The sequence below is a fragment of the Arthrobacter sp. ISL-69 genome, assembly GCF_018613775.1.
Classification (GTDB): Bacteria; Actinomycetota; Actinomycetes; order Actinomycetales; family Micrococcaceae; genus Arthrobacter.
This window is the reverse complement of the sequence record NZ_JAGGPO010000015.1, coordinates 188771-203424: the sequence shown is the minus strand read 5'-3', so window position 1 is coordinate 203424 and position 14654 is coordinate 188771. Positions and strand designations below refer to the sequence as shown.

The following is a 14654-nucleotide window of genomic DNA, read 5'->3' as shown; positions in this document are numbered from 1 at the left end:
GCCTAGCCTGCCGCGGCCTTCCGTGCCGTGCAGTCCGGGCACAGGCCGTAGATCTCAACGGTGTGGGCCACTTCGGTGTAGCCGTGCTGCGCTGCAGTCCGCGCAGCCCAGGTCTCTACTGCGGGAGCCTCGACTTCCACAGCCTTGCCGCAGTTGCGGCACAGCAGGTGATGGTGGTGGCCGGTGACGGCGCACCTCCGGTACACGGCCTCGCCCTCGCCGTTACGCAGGACATCCACCAGCCCGTCGTCGGCGAGCGACTGCAGGATCCGGTAGGCAGTGGCCAGCGACACGGAGGTGCCCTGGTTCTGCAGGATCCGGTAGAGCTCCTGGGTGCTGACGAAGTCGTCAAGCTCATCCAGGGCGGCGCTCACAGCCAGTCGCTGCTTGGTGACACGCTGCTCCCTGCCACCGGTGGCAGCCGGTGCGGCTAGCTTCGTGCCGTCGGCTTTGGCGCCGTGGGCCATGGATGAACTCGCTTCCCTGAGGGGTGTTGGCAATGTCCAAGATTACCAGCCGGGGTTCATGGGCGCTGCCGTTCATATGCATGGCCGTTCATGGACAGTGCCGTGCGGGCCACCCTAGGCTGGCTCCATGAAGTTGACCAAGTACACCCACGCCTGTGTCCGGCTCGAGAAGGACGGCCAGGCGCTCGTGCTGGATCCCGGCACGTTCTCCGAAACCGGCCCGGCCCTCAACTCCGCCGGGGCCGTCCTGATCACCCACGAACACGGCGACCACGTTGATGTCCCCGCCGTCGTCGGGGCCCTGCAGGGCAATGATGCGCTGCAGGTCTTTGCACCCGCTGGTGTAGCAGCGAAGCTTCGGTCCGAAGCGCCGTCAGCGGCCCCGCGGATCCATGCCGTGGACCCGGGCTCGACGTTCACGGCTGCCGGATTCGACGTGCGGACCTTCGGCGGGCAACACGCGCTGATCCACCCGCAGATACCCGTGGTGGCCAACATCGGATACCTCATCGACTCCAATGTGTACCACCCGGGGGACTCCTTCGTTATTCCGGACGGCATCGCGGTCCGGACACTCCTGGTGCCGGTCCACGCGCCCTGGAACAAAGTGGGCGAGGTGGTGGACTTCGTCATCGGGGTCCGCGCCGCCAAGGCGTTCCCCATCCACGACGCCTTGCTCAACGAAACCGGACTCGGCCTCATTGAAGGGCACGTGAAGCGGTTGGGGGCCAAGTACGGCACCGAGTACGCGCACCTCTCCAGCGGCGATTCAGTGGAGGTCTAGCTCCCTCCGGGCCAGGATCCTTTTTCGAAGAAATCCCTGATGGTCGCCTCGTGTGGCCGCGGGTCCAGGCCGCGCGCCTGAAGCCACGCATCGTTGTAGTAACTCCCCGCGTAGCGGTCGCCGGCGTCACACATCAGCGAGACCACGCTGCCCGGCGTTCCGTCCGCGACCATCTTCGCGATCAGCTGCCACACGCCCCAGAGATTGGTCCCGGTGGACGGTCCGGCGTGCAGTCCTGCGAGGCCACGCAGGTGCCGCATCGCGGCCACCGACGCGGCGTCGGGCACCTGGATCATGTGGTCGATCACGGCGGGCACAAAGCTCGGCTCCATCCGCGGCCGGCCGATTCCCTCGATGCGGGAAGGCATCCCCGTGCTGAAGTCGGCCACGCCGTCCCTCCAGCCGGGGTAGAAGGCGGAGTTTTCCGGGTCCACGACGGCGAGCTCCGTGTCATGGCGGTGGTACCGCAGGTACCTGCCGATGGTGGCGCTGGTGCCGCCGGTGCCCGCTCCCACCACGATCCACCGGGGGATGGGGTGCTCTTCGAGGGCCAACTGCCCGAAGATGGACTCGGCGATGTTGTTATTCCCCCGCCAGTCGGTGGCACGCTCGGCGTAGGTGAACTGGTCCATGTAGTGCCCGCGGGCGGTGGTGGCGACTTCCTCCGCGGCCGCGTAGACCTCCGAGGCATGGTCCACCAGGAGGCAGGAGCCGCCGAACTGCTCGATCAGGTCGATCTTCTCCGGACTGGTGGTGCGGGTCATGACGGCGATGAACGGCAGGCCAAGGAGCTGGGCGAAGTAGGCCTCGGAGACGGCCGTGCTGCCGCTCGAGGCCTCCACGATGGTGGTGCCTTCCCGGATCCAGCCGTTGACCAGGCCGAAGAGGAACAGCGAACGTGCCAGCCGGTGCTTGAGGCTGCCCGAGCGGTGCGTGGATTCGTCCTTCAGGTACAGCTGGACGCCCCAGTGTTCCGGCAGCGGGACGGAGTAGAGATGCGTGTCCGCCGACCTGTTGTTTTCGGCGTTGATCCTGCGGACGGCTTCATCGGCCCAGGCGCGGTCCTGGCTGCTCACACGGTTACCTGCTCTGCTCACCGATTCAGCCTACCCGGGACGGAGGGCCTCCACGGCTACAGTTGGAATCGGCTGGCCGCCCGCAGCAAAGCCCTGCACATACGAGCGTTTCCTGCACCGGACCGGACAGCCTGTCATCCGAACCAAAGGAGATTTGATGAACCCCCTGATGGACGTGTCCGCGCTGAACCACCGGATGACCTCCGGTGAGCGCACCGTTCTGCTGGACGTGCGCTGGGCGCTGGGCGATCCCCACGGCCGCGAGCACTACCTGACGGCCCACATTCCCGGTGCGCTCTACGTTGACCTGCCCACCAAGCTGGCAGCGCCGGCGGATCCGGGCCAGGGCAGGCATCCCTTGCCGCCGCTGCAGCAGTTCCAGGAATCGGCGCGGTGCTGGGGCATCCGGGACAACGACGTCGTGGTTGCGTACGACGACACGGGCAGCACAGCTGCGGCGAGGCTCTGGTGGATGCTCCGCAACGCCGGTCTTTCCACCGTTTTCCTGCTCGACGGCGGCCTGTCCGCCTGGCGGGCGGCCGGATACCCCGTCGAAGGCGGCCTCGAGCAGGCATCGCTGGGCGATGTCACGCTGACCGACGGTGCGATGCCGGTGATCGGTGCAGCCCAGGCCGCGGAGTGGCCCGGGCGCGGCGTGCTGCTGGACGCGCGGGCGGGGGAGCGCTACCGCGGTGAGATCGAACCAGTCGATCCGCGGGCAGGGCACATTCCCGGCGCTGTGAGTGCCCCCACGACCGGAAACATCGGAAGCGACGGACGGTTCCTGCCCCCGGAGGAGCTGCGGGACCGTTTCACTGCCCTGGGGGTGAGGCCGGCCGTGCCCACCGCCGTCTACTGCGGCTCAGGCGTAACGGCAGCGCACGAAATCGCTGCCCTGGAAATCGCCGGCTTCCCGGCGGCGCTGTATCCCGGATCGTTTTCCCAATGGTCCAACGACCCTGCGAACGAGGTGGCGACGGGGGCAGCTCCCTAAGGCTGGCGCCGTTGGCCCGGCTCCGATTGGAACAGCGGAGGGGGGCGGGGGTAGCGTCGGAGCATGACTCCCGGACGACCCGTACCGCCGCCCCTTGCCAAGCCCATCCCCGGCACTCCGATCCCTGAAGCCGCATCCCTTGCCCCTGGATCCCCACCTGTTTCCAGCCCGCGGCTGGCCGCGGCGTACGGCGCCACGGCCAGCGACAGCGGCCTTGTGCCGCTGACCGTCGCCCGCCGGGCTCCGAAGGACGACGACGTCGAGATCGCCATCGAATTCTGCGGGCTCTGCCACTCGGACGTGCACGCAACACGCGGCGAGTGGGGCGCGCAGAAATACCCGCTGGTGCCCGGCCACGAAATCGTCGGGCGTGTCAGCCGGGTAGGTGCCGCCGTCGGGGATTTCGCCCCGGGTGACCTCGTCGGCGTGGGCTGCATGGTGGATTCCTGCCGGGAATGCGACAGCTGCCTGGACGGACTGGAGCAATATTGCGAAAACGGCATGACCGGTACGTACGGGGCAACGGATGCCCGGAACGAAAACTCCGTCACCCAGGGCGGCTACGCGACCTCGGTGGTGGTGGACCGCCGCTACGTGCTGCGGGTTCCGGAAAACCTTGACCCCGCCGCCGTTGCGCCGCTGCTCTGCGCCGGCATCACCACCTACTCACCGCTGCGGCATTTCGACGTCGAGGCCGGGGACGTCGTGGGAGTGGTGGGCCTGGGCGGACTGGGCCACATGGCCGTGAAGCTCGCCAAGGCCATGGGCGCCGAGGTGAAGGTGTTCACCACCTCCGAATCGAAGTTTGATGCGGCCCGCGAACTTGGCGCCGACGATGTCATCCTGCCCCGTGACGAAGCGTCCATGGCAGCCGCAAACCGGAGCATCGACGTCATCATCGACACAGTCGCGGCACCGCATGACCTCAACCCCTACTTCCGGACCCTGCGCCTGGACGGAGCGCTGTTCCAGCTGGGCCTGCCGTCCGAAGCAATGCCGCCGGTCAACCCGGGGACCCTGATCCGGCGCCGGATCGCCTACGCAGGCTCCCTGATCGGCGGCATCGCCGAGACCCAGGAGATGCTGGAATTCTGTGCCGAACACGGCGTGGTGTCCGACGTCGAGGTGGTGCGCGCCGACCAGCTGAACGAGGCGTATGACCGCATGGTCGCAGGCGACGTCAAGTATCGTTTTGTCCTGGACACCAGTACCCTCGGGACCCCATCGGAAAAGGCAGACGCATGAGCACCGTTTTCACCAAGATCATCAACGGCGAGATCCCCGGACGGTTCGTCTGGCGCGACCAGGACGTTGTGGCGTTCCTGACCATGGGCCCGCTCGCTGACGGCCACACCCTGGTGGTTCCCACCGAGGAAGTGGACCGCTGGACGGACGCCCCACCCGCGCTCCTGGCCCGGGTGATGGAGGTTGCCCGGAAGATCGGCGCGGTCCAGGTCGATGTTTTTGATGCCGCACGGGCCGGACTGATCGTGGCCGGGTACGAGGTCAACCACCTCCACGTCCACGTGTGGCCGTCCAACTCCATGGCCGACTACGACTTCGGTTCGGCAGACCAGAATCCCGATCCCGCAGAGCTGGACGCCAACGCCGAGAAACTCCGCGAAGGGCTCCGCCAGGCCGGTCACGGAGAGCACGTTCCCGCATCCTGACACTCTGGTGCCCTGCCGGGCAGGATTCCGGCGCCGGCGGCGCAGTTCCCCTTCCCGGGGCTACGCCGGGGCCAGAGCCTTGTTCAGCACCGCGCGGATCCGCTTCTCCGAGACGGAATAGGCTGTTCCGAGTTCGACGGCGAAGAGGCTCACCCGCAGCTCTTCGATCATCCAGCGCACCTGGGTTAACTCTGCGCCCGCGCGGCGGCCGGGCAGCAGCGCGGAGACGGCATCGTCGTAGTCGTCTTCCAGCCCCTGGACCGCTGCCATGCCCAGGGCGTCCCTCTGGACGTTGCCGGGCAGTTTCTCGAGGCGTTTCTCGATGGCGGCCAGATAGCGCGGCAGCTGGCTGAGCTGGGCGTAGCCCGTGCGTGCTACGAAGCCTGGAAAGACGAGCTGTTCGAGCTGGCTTTTCACATCGTTGAGCGCGCTGATCAGGGCCAGGCTGGTGGTCCCCCTGAGCTGCTTTTCGATCCGGCGCGTACTGGCCAGGATCCGTTCGACGACGGCGGTGACCGTGAAGACCGTGTCGATCAGCTCCGCCCGGACCTGCTCGTACAGTGCCTTGAAGGAGGCCTCGTCCCAGGGCAGTTCGGCCGGTGTGAGCTTGTCGATGGCTGCCAGTGCGCAGTCTGCGATCAGCGCGGACACGGAGCCGTGCGGGTTCTGGCTGAACGTCAGCTTCTCAGTGTTGTTCAGGTGCTCCAGGACATACCGGTCCGGCGGCGGCACTTTCAGCGCCAGCAGGCGTATGACGCCGCCGCGCATGGCCTGTTCCTGTTCGGACGTGGTCTGGAACAGCCGTAGCGCAACGGTGGAGCCCTCGTCGACCAGGGCGGGGTAGCCGGTGACAGTGTGTCCCTTCACCACTCCCTGGACCTGGCGCTGGACCGTGCCGAAGCCCCAGTCGGTCAGCCCCGTCTTCTCAGCGAAGCCAGGTGTGCCTGCCCCGTCCGGGGACGCCGCAAAGCCGCCGGCCGTCTGCGGGGACCGCGTGGACTGCCCACCCTTCGGCCCCTTGGGGGCCGTCGTCACCGGGGTTGCACCAAGGGATTCGGCGATGGCCCGCCTCGTGGCCGCTGCAAGCCGTTCCTGCAGTTCCGCGAGGTCCTTGCCTTCATCCAGCGTCCTGCCCTTGGAATCGACCACCCGGAAACTCACGCGAAGGTGGGACGGCACGGCATCCCAGTTCCAAGTGCCCGGCGGGATGACCTGTCCGCGGATCCGGCGGAGGACCAGCTCCAGGGAGGGCTCCAGCTCGTCGGTGGCGGGATCGAAATCGGCCTCCAGCGCGGCCACGGCCTGTCGCGCCACATCCGGGGCGGGAACGAAGTTCTTGCGCACCTGCTTGGGCAGCGACTTGATCAGGGCCGTGACGAGTTCCACCCGCTGGCCCGGAATGAGCCAGCGGAACGCCGCGTCGTCCAGCTGGTTCAGGAAGAGCACGGGCACCTCGGCCGTGACGCCGTCGGACGGGTTGGGCGGGGAGCCCGGCGCAACGGGGTGGAACTCGTAGCTCAGGGGCAGTTCGAAGCCCTTGTGCAGCAAGGTCTTCGGGTAGGCCGAATCATCGAGGGCGTCGGCGTCCTCGCTGATCAGCAGCGCCTGGTCGAAGTCGAGCAGCGCGGGATCCTGCTGACGGGCTTCCTTCCACCACTTGTCGAAGTGGCGTTCGGACACCACGTCCTTGCCGATCCGGGCGTCATAGAATCCGAACAGTGTTTCATCGTCCACCAGGATGCCCCGGCGCCGCATCCGGGCCTCGAGCTCCTCGACTTCGTGGAGCAGGGCACGGTTGCGGTGGAAGAACTTGTGGTGGGTCTGCCAGTCGCCCTCGACGAGGGCATGCCGGATGAACAGCTCCCGGCACAGTTCCGGGTCCACCTTGCCGTAGTTGATCTGCCGGCTGGGAATGATGGGCACCCCGTAGAGCGTGACCTTCTCGTGGGCCATCACCGAGCCCATCTTCTTGGACCAGTGCGGTTCGCTGTAGCTTCGTTTGACGAGGTCCGGCGCCACCTGTTCGGCCCAGAGCGGATCGAACTTCGCCGCCACGCGGGCCCACAGCCGGCTCGTTTCGACAAGTTCCGCGGCCATCACGAAGGTGGGCGACTTCTTGAACAGTGCCGAGCCGGGGAAGACCGCGAACCGGCTGCCGCGGGCGCCCGCGTATTCGCGCTTGCGCTCGTCAAGGATACCGATATGGCTCAGCAGGCCTGAGAGCAGGCTGATGTGGATGCCCTCGTGGTTGCCCACCGGATCGGCCAGGCGCTTGTTGTCGAGGCTGATGCCCAGCGGCCTGGCGAGCTGGCGGAGCTGGGCGAACAGGTCCTGCCATTCCCGGACGCGGAGGTAGTTGATGAACTCGGCGCGGCAAAGCCTGCGGAACTGGGTGGAGGAAAGCTCCTGCTGCTTCTCCTGGAGGTAGTTCCAGAGATTCAGGAAGCCGGTGAAGTCCGAGTTCTCATCCCGGAACCGCGCATGCTTCTCGGCGGCGAGCTGTTGCTTGTCGGTAGGGCGCTCGCGAGGGTCCTGGATGGTCAGGGCCGCGGCGAGGATCATGACTTCCCGGACGCAGCCGCGCTTGCCGGACTCCACGATCATCCGGCCGAGCCTCGGGTCCACGGGCAGCTGGGCAAGCTGCTGCCCGACGGCGGTCAGCCCGCCGCCGTTCCTGCCGCCCGCAGCACCTGCCGGGCGGCCGCCGCGGGGGCGCGCGTCGGCTGGGTGTCCGCCGTCGGCCGCCTGTTCCTGCGGGCGCGCCGCAGTCAAGGCACCGAGTTCCCGGAGGAGCGTGACGCCGTCGTTGATGGCGCGGGAGTCCGGCGGCTCCACGAACGGGAAGTTCTCCACGTCCTTGGGGCCGCGCGCCACGCCCATGGCCGTCATCTGCAGGATGACGGCTGCGAGGTTGGTGCGCAGGATCTCGGGATCCGTGAACTGCGGCCTGGATTCGTAGTCCTCTTCCGAATACAACCGGATGGCGATGCCGTCGGAGACACGGCCGCAGCGCCCGGAACGCTGGTTGGCCGAGGCCTGGGAGACACGCTCGATGGGCAGCCGCTGCACCTTGGTCCGGTGCGAGTACCGCGAAATGCGCGCTGTGCCCGTGTCCACGACGTACTTGATGCCGGGCACGGTGAGGGAGGTTTCCGCGACGTTGGTGGCCAGCACAATCCGCCGGTTGCGGCCGGGGTGGAAGACCTTGTGCTGCTCCTGCAGGCTCAGCCGGGCAAAGAGCGGCAGCACCTCGGTGCCGGCCAGCCGCCGGTTGGACTGGATCCGGGCGTTGAGGGCCTCGGCGGCGTCGCGGATTTCGCGCTCGCCGGAGAAGAAGATGAGGATGTCGCCCGGCGCTTCGAGGGCCAGTTCGTCGACGGCGTCGCAGACGGCGTCGAGCGGGTCGCGGTCCTCCTCGAGTTCGTCGTCGGAGGAGTTGTCTTCATCGTCGCCGGCAGATGCGGCCCCGCCAGCCGGCTGGGAGAGCGGCCGGTACCGGATTTCCACCGGGAACGTCCGGCCGGAAACCTCGATGATGGGGGAGGGATCCTCCTCCGTGCCGAAGTGCTTGGCGAACCGCTCGGGGTCGATGGTGGCGGACGTAATGATGATCTTCAGGTCCGGGCGCTGCGGCAGGATGCGCTTTAGGTACCCGAGGATGAAGTCGATGTTGAGGCTGCGCTCGTGGGCTTCGTCGATGATGATGGCGTTGTACTTGCGCAGCAGCTTGTCGCGCTGGATCTCCGCCAGCAGGATGCCGTCAGTCATGAGCTTGACCTTGGTGGACCGGCTGACCTCGCCGGTGAAGCGGACCTGGAAGCCCACCTCCTGGCCGATCTCCACACCTAGTTCTTCGGCGATGCGTTCGGCCACCGTGCGGGCAGCGAGCCGGCGCGGCTGGGTGTGGCCGATCAGTCCGTTCTCACCCAGGCCCAGTTCCAAGCACATCTTCGGAATCTGCGTGGTCTTACCGGAACCGGTCTCGCCGGCAATGATGGTCACCTGGTTGGCCGCTATGGCGGCCATCAGGTCCTCGCGGCGCTCGGAGACCGGCAGCTCGGCGGGGTACGAAATATGAAAAGTCATGGCTGGAACCAGTCTACTGTGGCGCAGCCGGTGAGCCTGGTTCATCGTCAGGGATACCGTCCGCCGCCGGCCCGCCGCCGCCCGCCGCCTTCCCCAGCCGCTCGGCCAGCCTGCTGACATGCTGCGCGAACTCCGCCGGGGCGAGGATCTCGAAGTCCATGTCCAGCCCTGCCAGGTGTGCGGCGGGGGCCTCGAACCGGTCCCAGCCGGCGCGCAGGATGGTCCGGTCCGGTCCTTCGGCGGTCAGGGTGGCCACATGCGGACCCACCAGGGCTGCCACGTCGTGCAGCGGCGCGTGCAGCCGCACCACCACCTCGTACCTGTACGGGGACCGCGTCACCGAGCGCTGCACATAGGCTGCCAGGTCCGGTGCGGGCAGGGGACGCGGCACATACTTCTTCCGTTCGGCCGGCATGGAGGCGAGGCGGTCTGCCCGGAACGTGCGCCAGTCCGCCCGGTCGCAATCCCAGGCGACCAGATACCAGCGGCGCCCCGTGTCCACGAGACGGTACGGCTCCACCAGACGGCGGCCCGCGCCGCCGTCGGCCTTTGTGTAGTCGAAGCTCACCTGGCGGCGGTCGGCAATGGCCGTCGACACCGCCGTCAGAAATAGCGGATCAACCGGCGCGGCGTCGCTGGCCAGCGTCGTCACTGCGTTTCGCAGCGTGGAGAACCGGGTGCGCAGCCGGGACGGCAGCACCTGTTCGAGTTTGGCCAGGGCCCGCACGGAGGCCTCGCCGATCCCCGCAACCGGGCCTGCCGCCACCGAGCTGAGGCCCAGGGCCACGGCCAGGGCCTCGTTGTCGTCAAGCAGGAGTGGCGGAAGCTGGGCTCCCGACCCCAGCTGGTAGCCGCCGGCAACACCGGGGGAAGCCTGGATGGGATACCCCAGGCTGCGGAGCTTGCCGATGTCGCGGCGGACGGTCCGTTCCGTCACCTGCATGCGTTCAGCCAGGGCCGGTCCCGTCCATTCACGGCGCACCTGCAACAGGCTCAACAACTGGAGCAGGCGGGCGGACGTCTGGATCATAGGAACGAATGTACGCCCCTATGCGGACCATAACTGTCCGGATAGGGGCGTAGGTTGCTGTGATGGGTGGAGATGTCGGACCGTTGGCCGGGCTTGCCCTGCGGCAGCCGGCCACGACGGCGGTGGTCAGTAGTTCCTGAGGGTGTAGCTGACGCTCGGCAGTTCCAGTGCGGACCAGTCCTTCTCCGAGCGTTCGGGCGGCGTATGGCCCCGTCCGTCCTTGAGGAGTGCGGCGATGGTGGCTGACAGGATGACGAGCAACAGGACGATGAGTGCAACTCCGATGGTTTCCATGCCTCTATGTTTCTACTGTTCCCGGCGACAAAACAGTGGCAGAAATGACCAAAAAGCTATAATTTCTGCCATAATGGAAGCATGCTCAAATCGGTGGCAGTGATTGTTGTTCCCAACTTTTCCATCTTCGAGTTCGGGACCGCGTTCGAGGTGTTCGGCATTGACAGATCGGCCCGGGGGACCGGGGTTCCGGCCTTCGATTTCCGTGTCTGCACGCCGGAACCGGGGGATATCCGGCTCAAGTCCGGCCTGTCCCTGCACGTGGAGCTGGGGCTGGAAGCGGCCGCCGATGCGGACCTCGTGATCATGGCCCCCTACGGCCACGACCAGGACGTCCCGGAATCCGTTTTGGACGCCCTGCGGGCCGCCCACGCCCGTGGCGCCTGGGTGATGTCCATCTGTTCCGGCGCCTTCGCGCTGGCGCGGGCCGGCCTGCTGGACGGGCGCAGATGCACTACGCACTGGCACTATTCGCAGGTGCTGGCCAGCCGTTACCCGGCGGCCCTGGTGGACGAAAACGTCCTGTATGTCCAGGACGGCCGGATCATCAGCAGTGCAGGCACCGCGGCCGGCATTGATGCCTGCCTTCACCTGGTGAGGGTGGAACTCGGCGCCAACGTGGCGGCGAGCATTGCCCGCGACATGGTGGTCCCGCCCCACCGCGACGGCGGGCAGGCGCAGTTCATCGACCGTCCCATTCCTGCTTGCGGTTCACAGCCCATGGAAGAGCTGCTGCGGTGGATGGTCCGCAACCTCGAAAACGAGCACACCGTGAACGAACTCGCGGCCCGGGTCCACATGTCGCCGCGGACGTTCGCGCGCCGCTTCCGGTCCGAAACGGGGGCCACTCCCGCCGCCTGGCTGAACTCCCAGCGCGTGCTGCGGGCGCAGGAGCTCCTCGAATCCACCGAGCTGAACATCGACGAGATTGCCCGCGAGTCCGGGTTCGGCCATTCCGTACTGCTCCGGCACCATTTCGGCAAGGTGCTGTCCACTAGCCCCCAGTCCTACCGGAGGGCGTTCCGCGGGCAGCTGGAGCCGGCGGTCTAGCCGGACTGGCGTCCGCTGTTCCGGGCGGCTTCGGCGGCCGCCCGGGTGTTGTCCACGAGGACCCGCCACGGCCCCGTGACAGCCTGCTCCGGGAGCGTGGCGCGGTGCTGGCCGGCCTTGATCGAATACATGAACCTGTCCGGCTGGCCCCCGGCCTCAGCGGACCGCGGGACGGCGTCCCAGGGGCAGGCCTCAACGAGCGGCTCCCAGCGGCTCTTGTCCGTGGGCGTCGTGGCCTGGACACTCCACACCCGCTTGAGCGCAGCAATCCCGCCGCTGCGCTGGACAGTGATCTTCATGGCCTGGTTCCTGTGCTTCCGGTACTGCTGGCCGCCGGCTGACCGCTCCGGCGGCGATCCAGTTACAGCTTTACCTTCACAGTTTCCCACGCCTTCCGGACGGCGTCATGTTCGGGGGAGTCGCCGCCGAACAGTTCCTTCGCGGATGCGGCGGTGGCTTTGGCGAACTTGGTGAAGGTGGCATTGGCGGGCAGGGATCCTCCGGTGAGTGTGTCGTACCAGATCCGGCCCGGAGTTTCCCAGGCGTTGCCGCCAAGTGCCGACGCCACCAGGTAGAACGCGCGGTTGGGGATGCCTGAGTTGATGTGCACGCCACCGTTGTCCGCACTGGTCCGCACGTAGGAATCCATCGAGTCCGGCTGGGGATCCTTGCCCAGTACGTCGTCGTCGTAGGCGGTGCCGGGGGCCTTCAGCGACCGCAGGGCCGCACCTTCCACCTGATCGGTGAACAGGCCTTCGCCGATCAGCCAGCTGGCCTCCGGCGCCGGCTGCTGGCCGACGTACTGTTCCACCAGGGCGCCGAACACATCCGAAAGCGATTCGTTGAGGGCCCCCGCCTGGTTCCGGTAGACGAGGCCGGCCGAGTGTTGCGTGACGCCGTGGGCCAGTTCGTGCCCGATGACGCTCAGGGACCGGGTGAAGCGCTGGAAGATTTCGCCGTCGCCGTCGCCGAAAACCATCTGGGTTCCGTCCCAGAACGCGTTGTCGTACAGCTTTCCGAAGTGCACGGTGGCGTCGAGCGGGAGGCCCTGGCCGTCGATCGAGTTCCTGCCAAAGGCCTCGGCGTACAGTCGGTGGGTGTGCCCCAGGCCGTCGTAGGCCTCGTCTGCCGAGGCGTCTCCCGTGGCGGGTTCGCCCTCCTTCCGGACCAGCTGGCCGGGCACGGATTCGGAGCCCTTTGCGTCATAGACCGTGCGGCTGGGCGGACCGGGCTTGAGCTGCCGGATTCCGGACGGGACGGCCGGCAACGGAAGTGCACGGGTGGCCTGGATGGACCTGACATGCAGCAGCGCTTCCTTGGCTGCCCGGGCAACGGCGGAGAAGCGTGGTTCGTCCCGGGCCGCAAGGCGACGCAGCAGGTAGGGCGGGATGATGGAGCAGTACATGAATTTCCCCTTTGCTCGTCGGCGATGGAACCAGCCTACGAGGGGGTGCCGACATTGCCGCGGACGGGACACGCCTGAAGGGCCACACAGGCCTTAAGCAGGAAACCCCGCCAGCTGGGCTGGCGGGGTTTGTCTGTGCCCTCGATAGGATTCGAACCTACGACCTTCTGCTCCGGAGGCAGACGCTCTATCCCCTGAGCTACGAGGGCAGTCAGGGTTCCTGCCGTTGCCGGCGGGACGTCCTAGAGCTTAGCAGGAAGGTGGCCTCCAATGGAAAATCGGCGGTCAGTAGCCTGCAAACGAGTCGGTGCGGATGCGCCGCGCACCGGCGCCGCGGGCGGCGGCCCGCAGCGAGCGGACGCTGGCAGGAGAGCCGGAAACGAACACTTCGCGGCCGGCGATGTCCGGAACAAGCTCCTTTAGCGCAGCACCGTCGAGCCGTGCCGGCGGCCGCGACACATTGCACGCGTCTTCCATGAACGACGGCGGCGCGGAGCCGTCGGACAGGCGCGCAATGACGCGGGCACCGGACTGCTCAAGCGCATCCGCGTAGGCGAGTTCAGGGGCAGACTTCGCCAGGTACAGCAGGACAACGTCGCGGTTCTTCGCAGTACCCGCGGCGAGCTGGGCAAGGTAGGGCGTAATGCCGATGCCGGCCGCAACCAGCAGGACGGGGCCGGCCGGCCTGCGGGGGAGGACGAAGTCTCCGCCCACTGCTGTTGCCGTCACGGAATCTCCGGGCTGCAGCGCAAGCAGGGCACGCTTGGCGGCGGACACGGGTTCGGCGGTTCCCACACCGATCGTGACGTCCCGGGCATCCGGTGCGCTGGTCAGGCTGAACACGCGCCGCCGGCCTTTCCCGTCGGACTTGGCGTGGGGCAGGTGCAGCTCCATGTACTGTCCCGGCGCGAACCGGACCGCGCGTTCGGGCCGGAAGCTGAATTCCGTCGTCGTGGGTGTCAGGGGCCGCGATTCCTGGAAGTTCAGGCGGATGCCGCCGCGCTGCCCGGCCAGGAAGGCAATCAGGTTCCCCACGAGCAGCGCCAGTTCGGGCGAGTTTGCCACGAATCCCAGGTTGTAGGGCACCGCGAACACCACCCCGACGACGGCGGCGAGCGCCAGCTGCTGCCAGCGCCGCGGCGGAAGGGTCAGCGGTTCGGTCAGCATGAAGCCCACGAAGAACAGCACCGGGCGCTGCGCGAGCGGCTGCCAGAGTGCCCCGCCCAGGGTCATCCCGGCCCGGAGGAGTTCCGTGGCCACAATGGATACGGACACGGCCGTGAACACGGCGCCCATGAGGACTTTCCGTGTGCGGTAGAGCACCAGCAGGATGCCGGGAACCAGGAGGAAGAGCATCGCGGGAGTGGCCGCCCACCACGTGGCGATGTTCAGTCCCGTCAGGCCTGCTGTGAAGGCGCCTGCTGCAGCCGGGTTGAAGATGTGCCGGCCACGCCAGGCCAGGGCGTATTTCGAGGCCGACGCCAGGACACAGGCGAGCGCGACGCCCGCGACGTCCAGGGCCTTGAAGCTGGGCCAGAACAGGAAATACAGCAGCAGCCCCGTGATGAGCGATGATTCGGAGTGCGGCCGGACGTGGAACAGCGCGGCCAGCCCGCGGTTCGACGCGTAGGTCAGTCCCAGGCAGAGCGCCAGGTGCGCCAGCATTTCGGGGATGCCGAACGTCAACCAGCCAAGGACGTTGAGCAGCAGGCTGTATGCGGCCAGGACGGCAAGCACCCAAAGCACCAGGCGGTACATGGTCAGGCGGTTCAGGGACGTGTCCACCTGCTGGATCATG

13 protein-coding genes and 1 tRNA gene are annotated in these 14654 nt (G+C 67.4%); 5 read left to right on the top strand and 9 right to left on the bottom strand.

Annotated elements, in window-relative coordinates; all coding sequences use genetic code 11:
- Window positions 1-2: 2 nt before the first annotated feature.
- A complete protein-coding gene (locus tag J7I79_RS10760) occupies window positions 3-467 on the bottom strand; it encodes a Fur family transcriptional regulator (protein WP_214953132.1) in 465 nt (154 codons plus the stop codon).
- A gap of 127 nt (window positions 468-594) precedes the next feature.
- On the opposite strand from J7I79_RS10760, the gene J7I79_RS10755 reads away from it, so the two are divergent.
- Window positions 595-1251: an MBL fold metallo-hydrolase gene (locus J7I79_RS10755; protein ID WP_214953007.1), complete on the top strand. Its 657-nt coding sequence runs from the start codon at window positions 595-597 to the stop codon at window positions 1249-1251.
- Here J7I79_RS10755 and J7I79_RS10750 read toward each other — a convergent pair.
- Window positions 1248-2348 carry a PLP-dependent cysteine synthase family protein gene (locus tag J7I79_RS10750; protein WP_214953006.1) on the bottom strand — a complete coding sequence of 367 codons (1101 nt, stop codon included), beginning with the start codon at window positions 2346-2348 and terminating at the stop codon, window positions 1248-1250. The genes J7I79_RS10755 and J7I79_RS10750 overlap by 4 nt on opposite strands.
- Before the next feature lie 136 nt (window positions 2349-2484).
- Here J7I79_RS10750 and J7I79_RS10745 point away from each other — a divergent pair, with 136 nt between their 5' ends.
- The 3 genes from J7I79_RS10745 to J7I79_RS10735 all read left to right on the top strand — a co-directional run bounded on the left by J7I79_RS10745 (window position 2485) and on the right by J7I79_RS10735 (window position 4991).
- Entirely contained in the window at window positions 2485-3321 is an 837-nt protein-coding gene (locus J7I79_RS10745; protein WP_214953004.1) for a sulfurtransferase, read from the top strand.
- Window positions 3322-3384: 63 nt separating this feature from the next.
- Complete coding sequence (locus J7I79_RS10740; protein ID WP_251042645.1) at window positions 3385-4566, top strand: NAD(P)-dependent alcohol dehydrogenase; 1182 nt, start codon at window positions 3385-3387, stop codon at window positions 4564-4566.
- Entirely contained in the window at window positions 4563-4991 is a 429-nt protein-coding gene (locus J7I79_RS10735; RefSeq protein WP_214953002.1) for an HIT family protein, read from the top strand. The genes J7I79_RS10740 and J7I79_RS10735 overlap by 4 nt, the downstream gene beginning before the upstream one ends.
- Before the next feature lie 60 nt (window positions 4992-5051).
- On the opposite strand, the gene hrpA is transcribed toward J7I79_RS10735, so the two are convergent.
- From hrpA to J7I79_RS10720, 3 genes are all read right to left on the bottom strand, one after another.
- The gene (gene hrpA, locus J7I79_RS10730; protein ID WP_251042644.1) at window positions 5052-9077 is read right to left on the bottom strand and encodes an ATP-dependent RNA helicase HrpA; all 4026 of its coding nucleotides are present in this window, start codon (window positions 9075-9077) and stop codon (window positions 5052-5054) included.
- A 13-nt stretch (window positions 9078-9090) separates the two neighbouring features.
- Window positions 9091-10107 (bottom strand): YafY family protein, encoded by a 1017-nt coding sequence (locus J7I79_RS10725; RefSeq protein WP_214952998.1) that lies wholly within the window; start codon window positions 10105-10107, stop codon window positions 9091-9093.
- A 126-nt stretch (window positions 10108-10233) separates the two neighbouring features.
- Window positions 10234-10401, bottom strand: a complete 168-nt coding sequence (locus tag J7I79_RS10720; protein ID WP_214952996.1) for a hypothetical protein — start codon at window positions 10399-10401, stop codon at window positions 10234-10236.
- Between the two features lie 81 nt (window positions 10402-10482).
- On the opposite strand from J7I79_RS10720, the gene J7I79_RS10715 reads away from it, so the two are divergent.
- Window positions 10483-11451 carry a GlxA family transcriptional regulator gene (locus J7I79_RS10715; RefSeq protein ID WP_214952994.1) on the top strand — a complete coding sequence of 323 codons (969 nt, stop codon included), beginning with the start codon at window positions 10483-10485 and terminating at the stop codon, window positions 11449-11451.
- Here J7I79_RS10715 and J7I79_RS10710 read toward each other — a convergent pair.
- From J7I79_RS10710 to J7I79_RS10695, 4 genes are all read right to left on the bottom strand, one after another.
- Window positions 11448-11750: a protealysin inhibitor emfourin gene (locus J7I79_RS10710; RefSeq protein ID WP_214952992.1), complete on the bottom strand. Its 303-nt coding sequence runs from the start codon at window positions 11748-11750 to the stop codon at window positions 11448-11450. The two genes, J7I79_RS10715 and J7I79_RS10710, sit on opposite strands and share 4 nt — an antisense overlap.
- 62 nt (window positions 11751-11812) lie before the next feature.
- A complete protein-coding gene (locus J7I79_RS10705; RefSeq protein ID WP_214952991.1) occupies window positions 11813-12856 on the bottom strand; it encodes a M4 family metallopeptidase in 1044 nt (347 codons plus the stop codon).
- A gap of 136 nt (window positions 12857-12992) precedes the next feature.
- Window positions 12993-13065, bottom strand: a tRNA-Arg gene (locus J7I79_RS10700).
- A 76-nt stretch (window positions 13066-13141) separates the two neighbouring features.
- Entirely contained in the window at window positions 13142-14653 is a 1512-nt protein-coding gene (locus J7I79_RS10695) for an FAD-dependent oxidoreductase (protein ID WP_214953128.1), read from the bottom strand.
- Window position 14654: the final 1 nt, after the last annotated feature.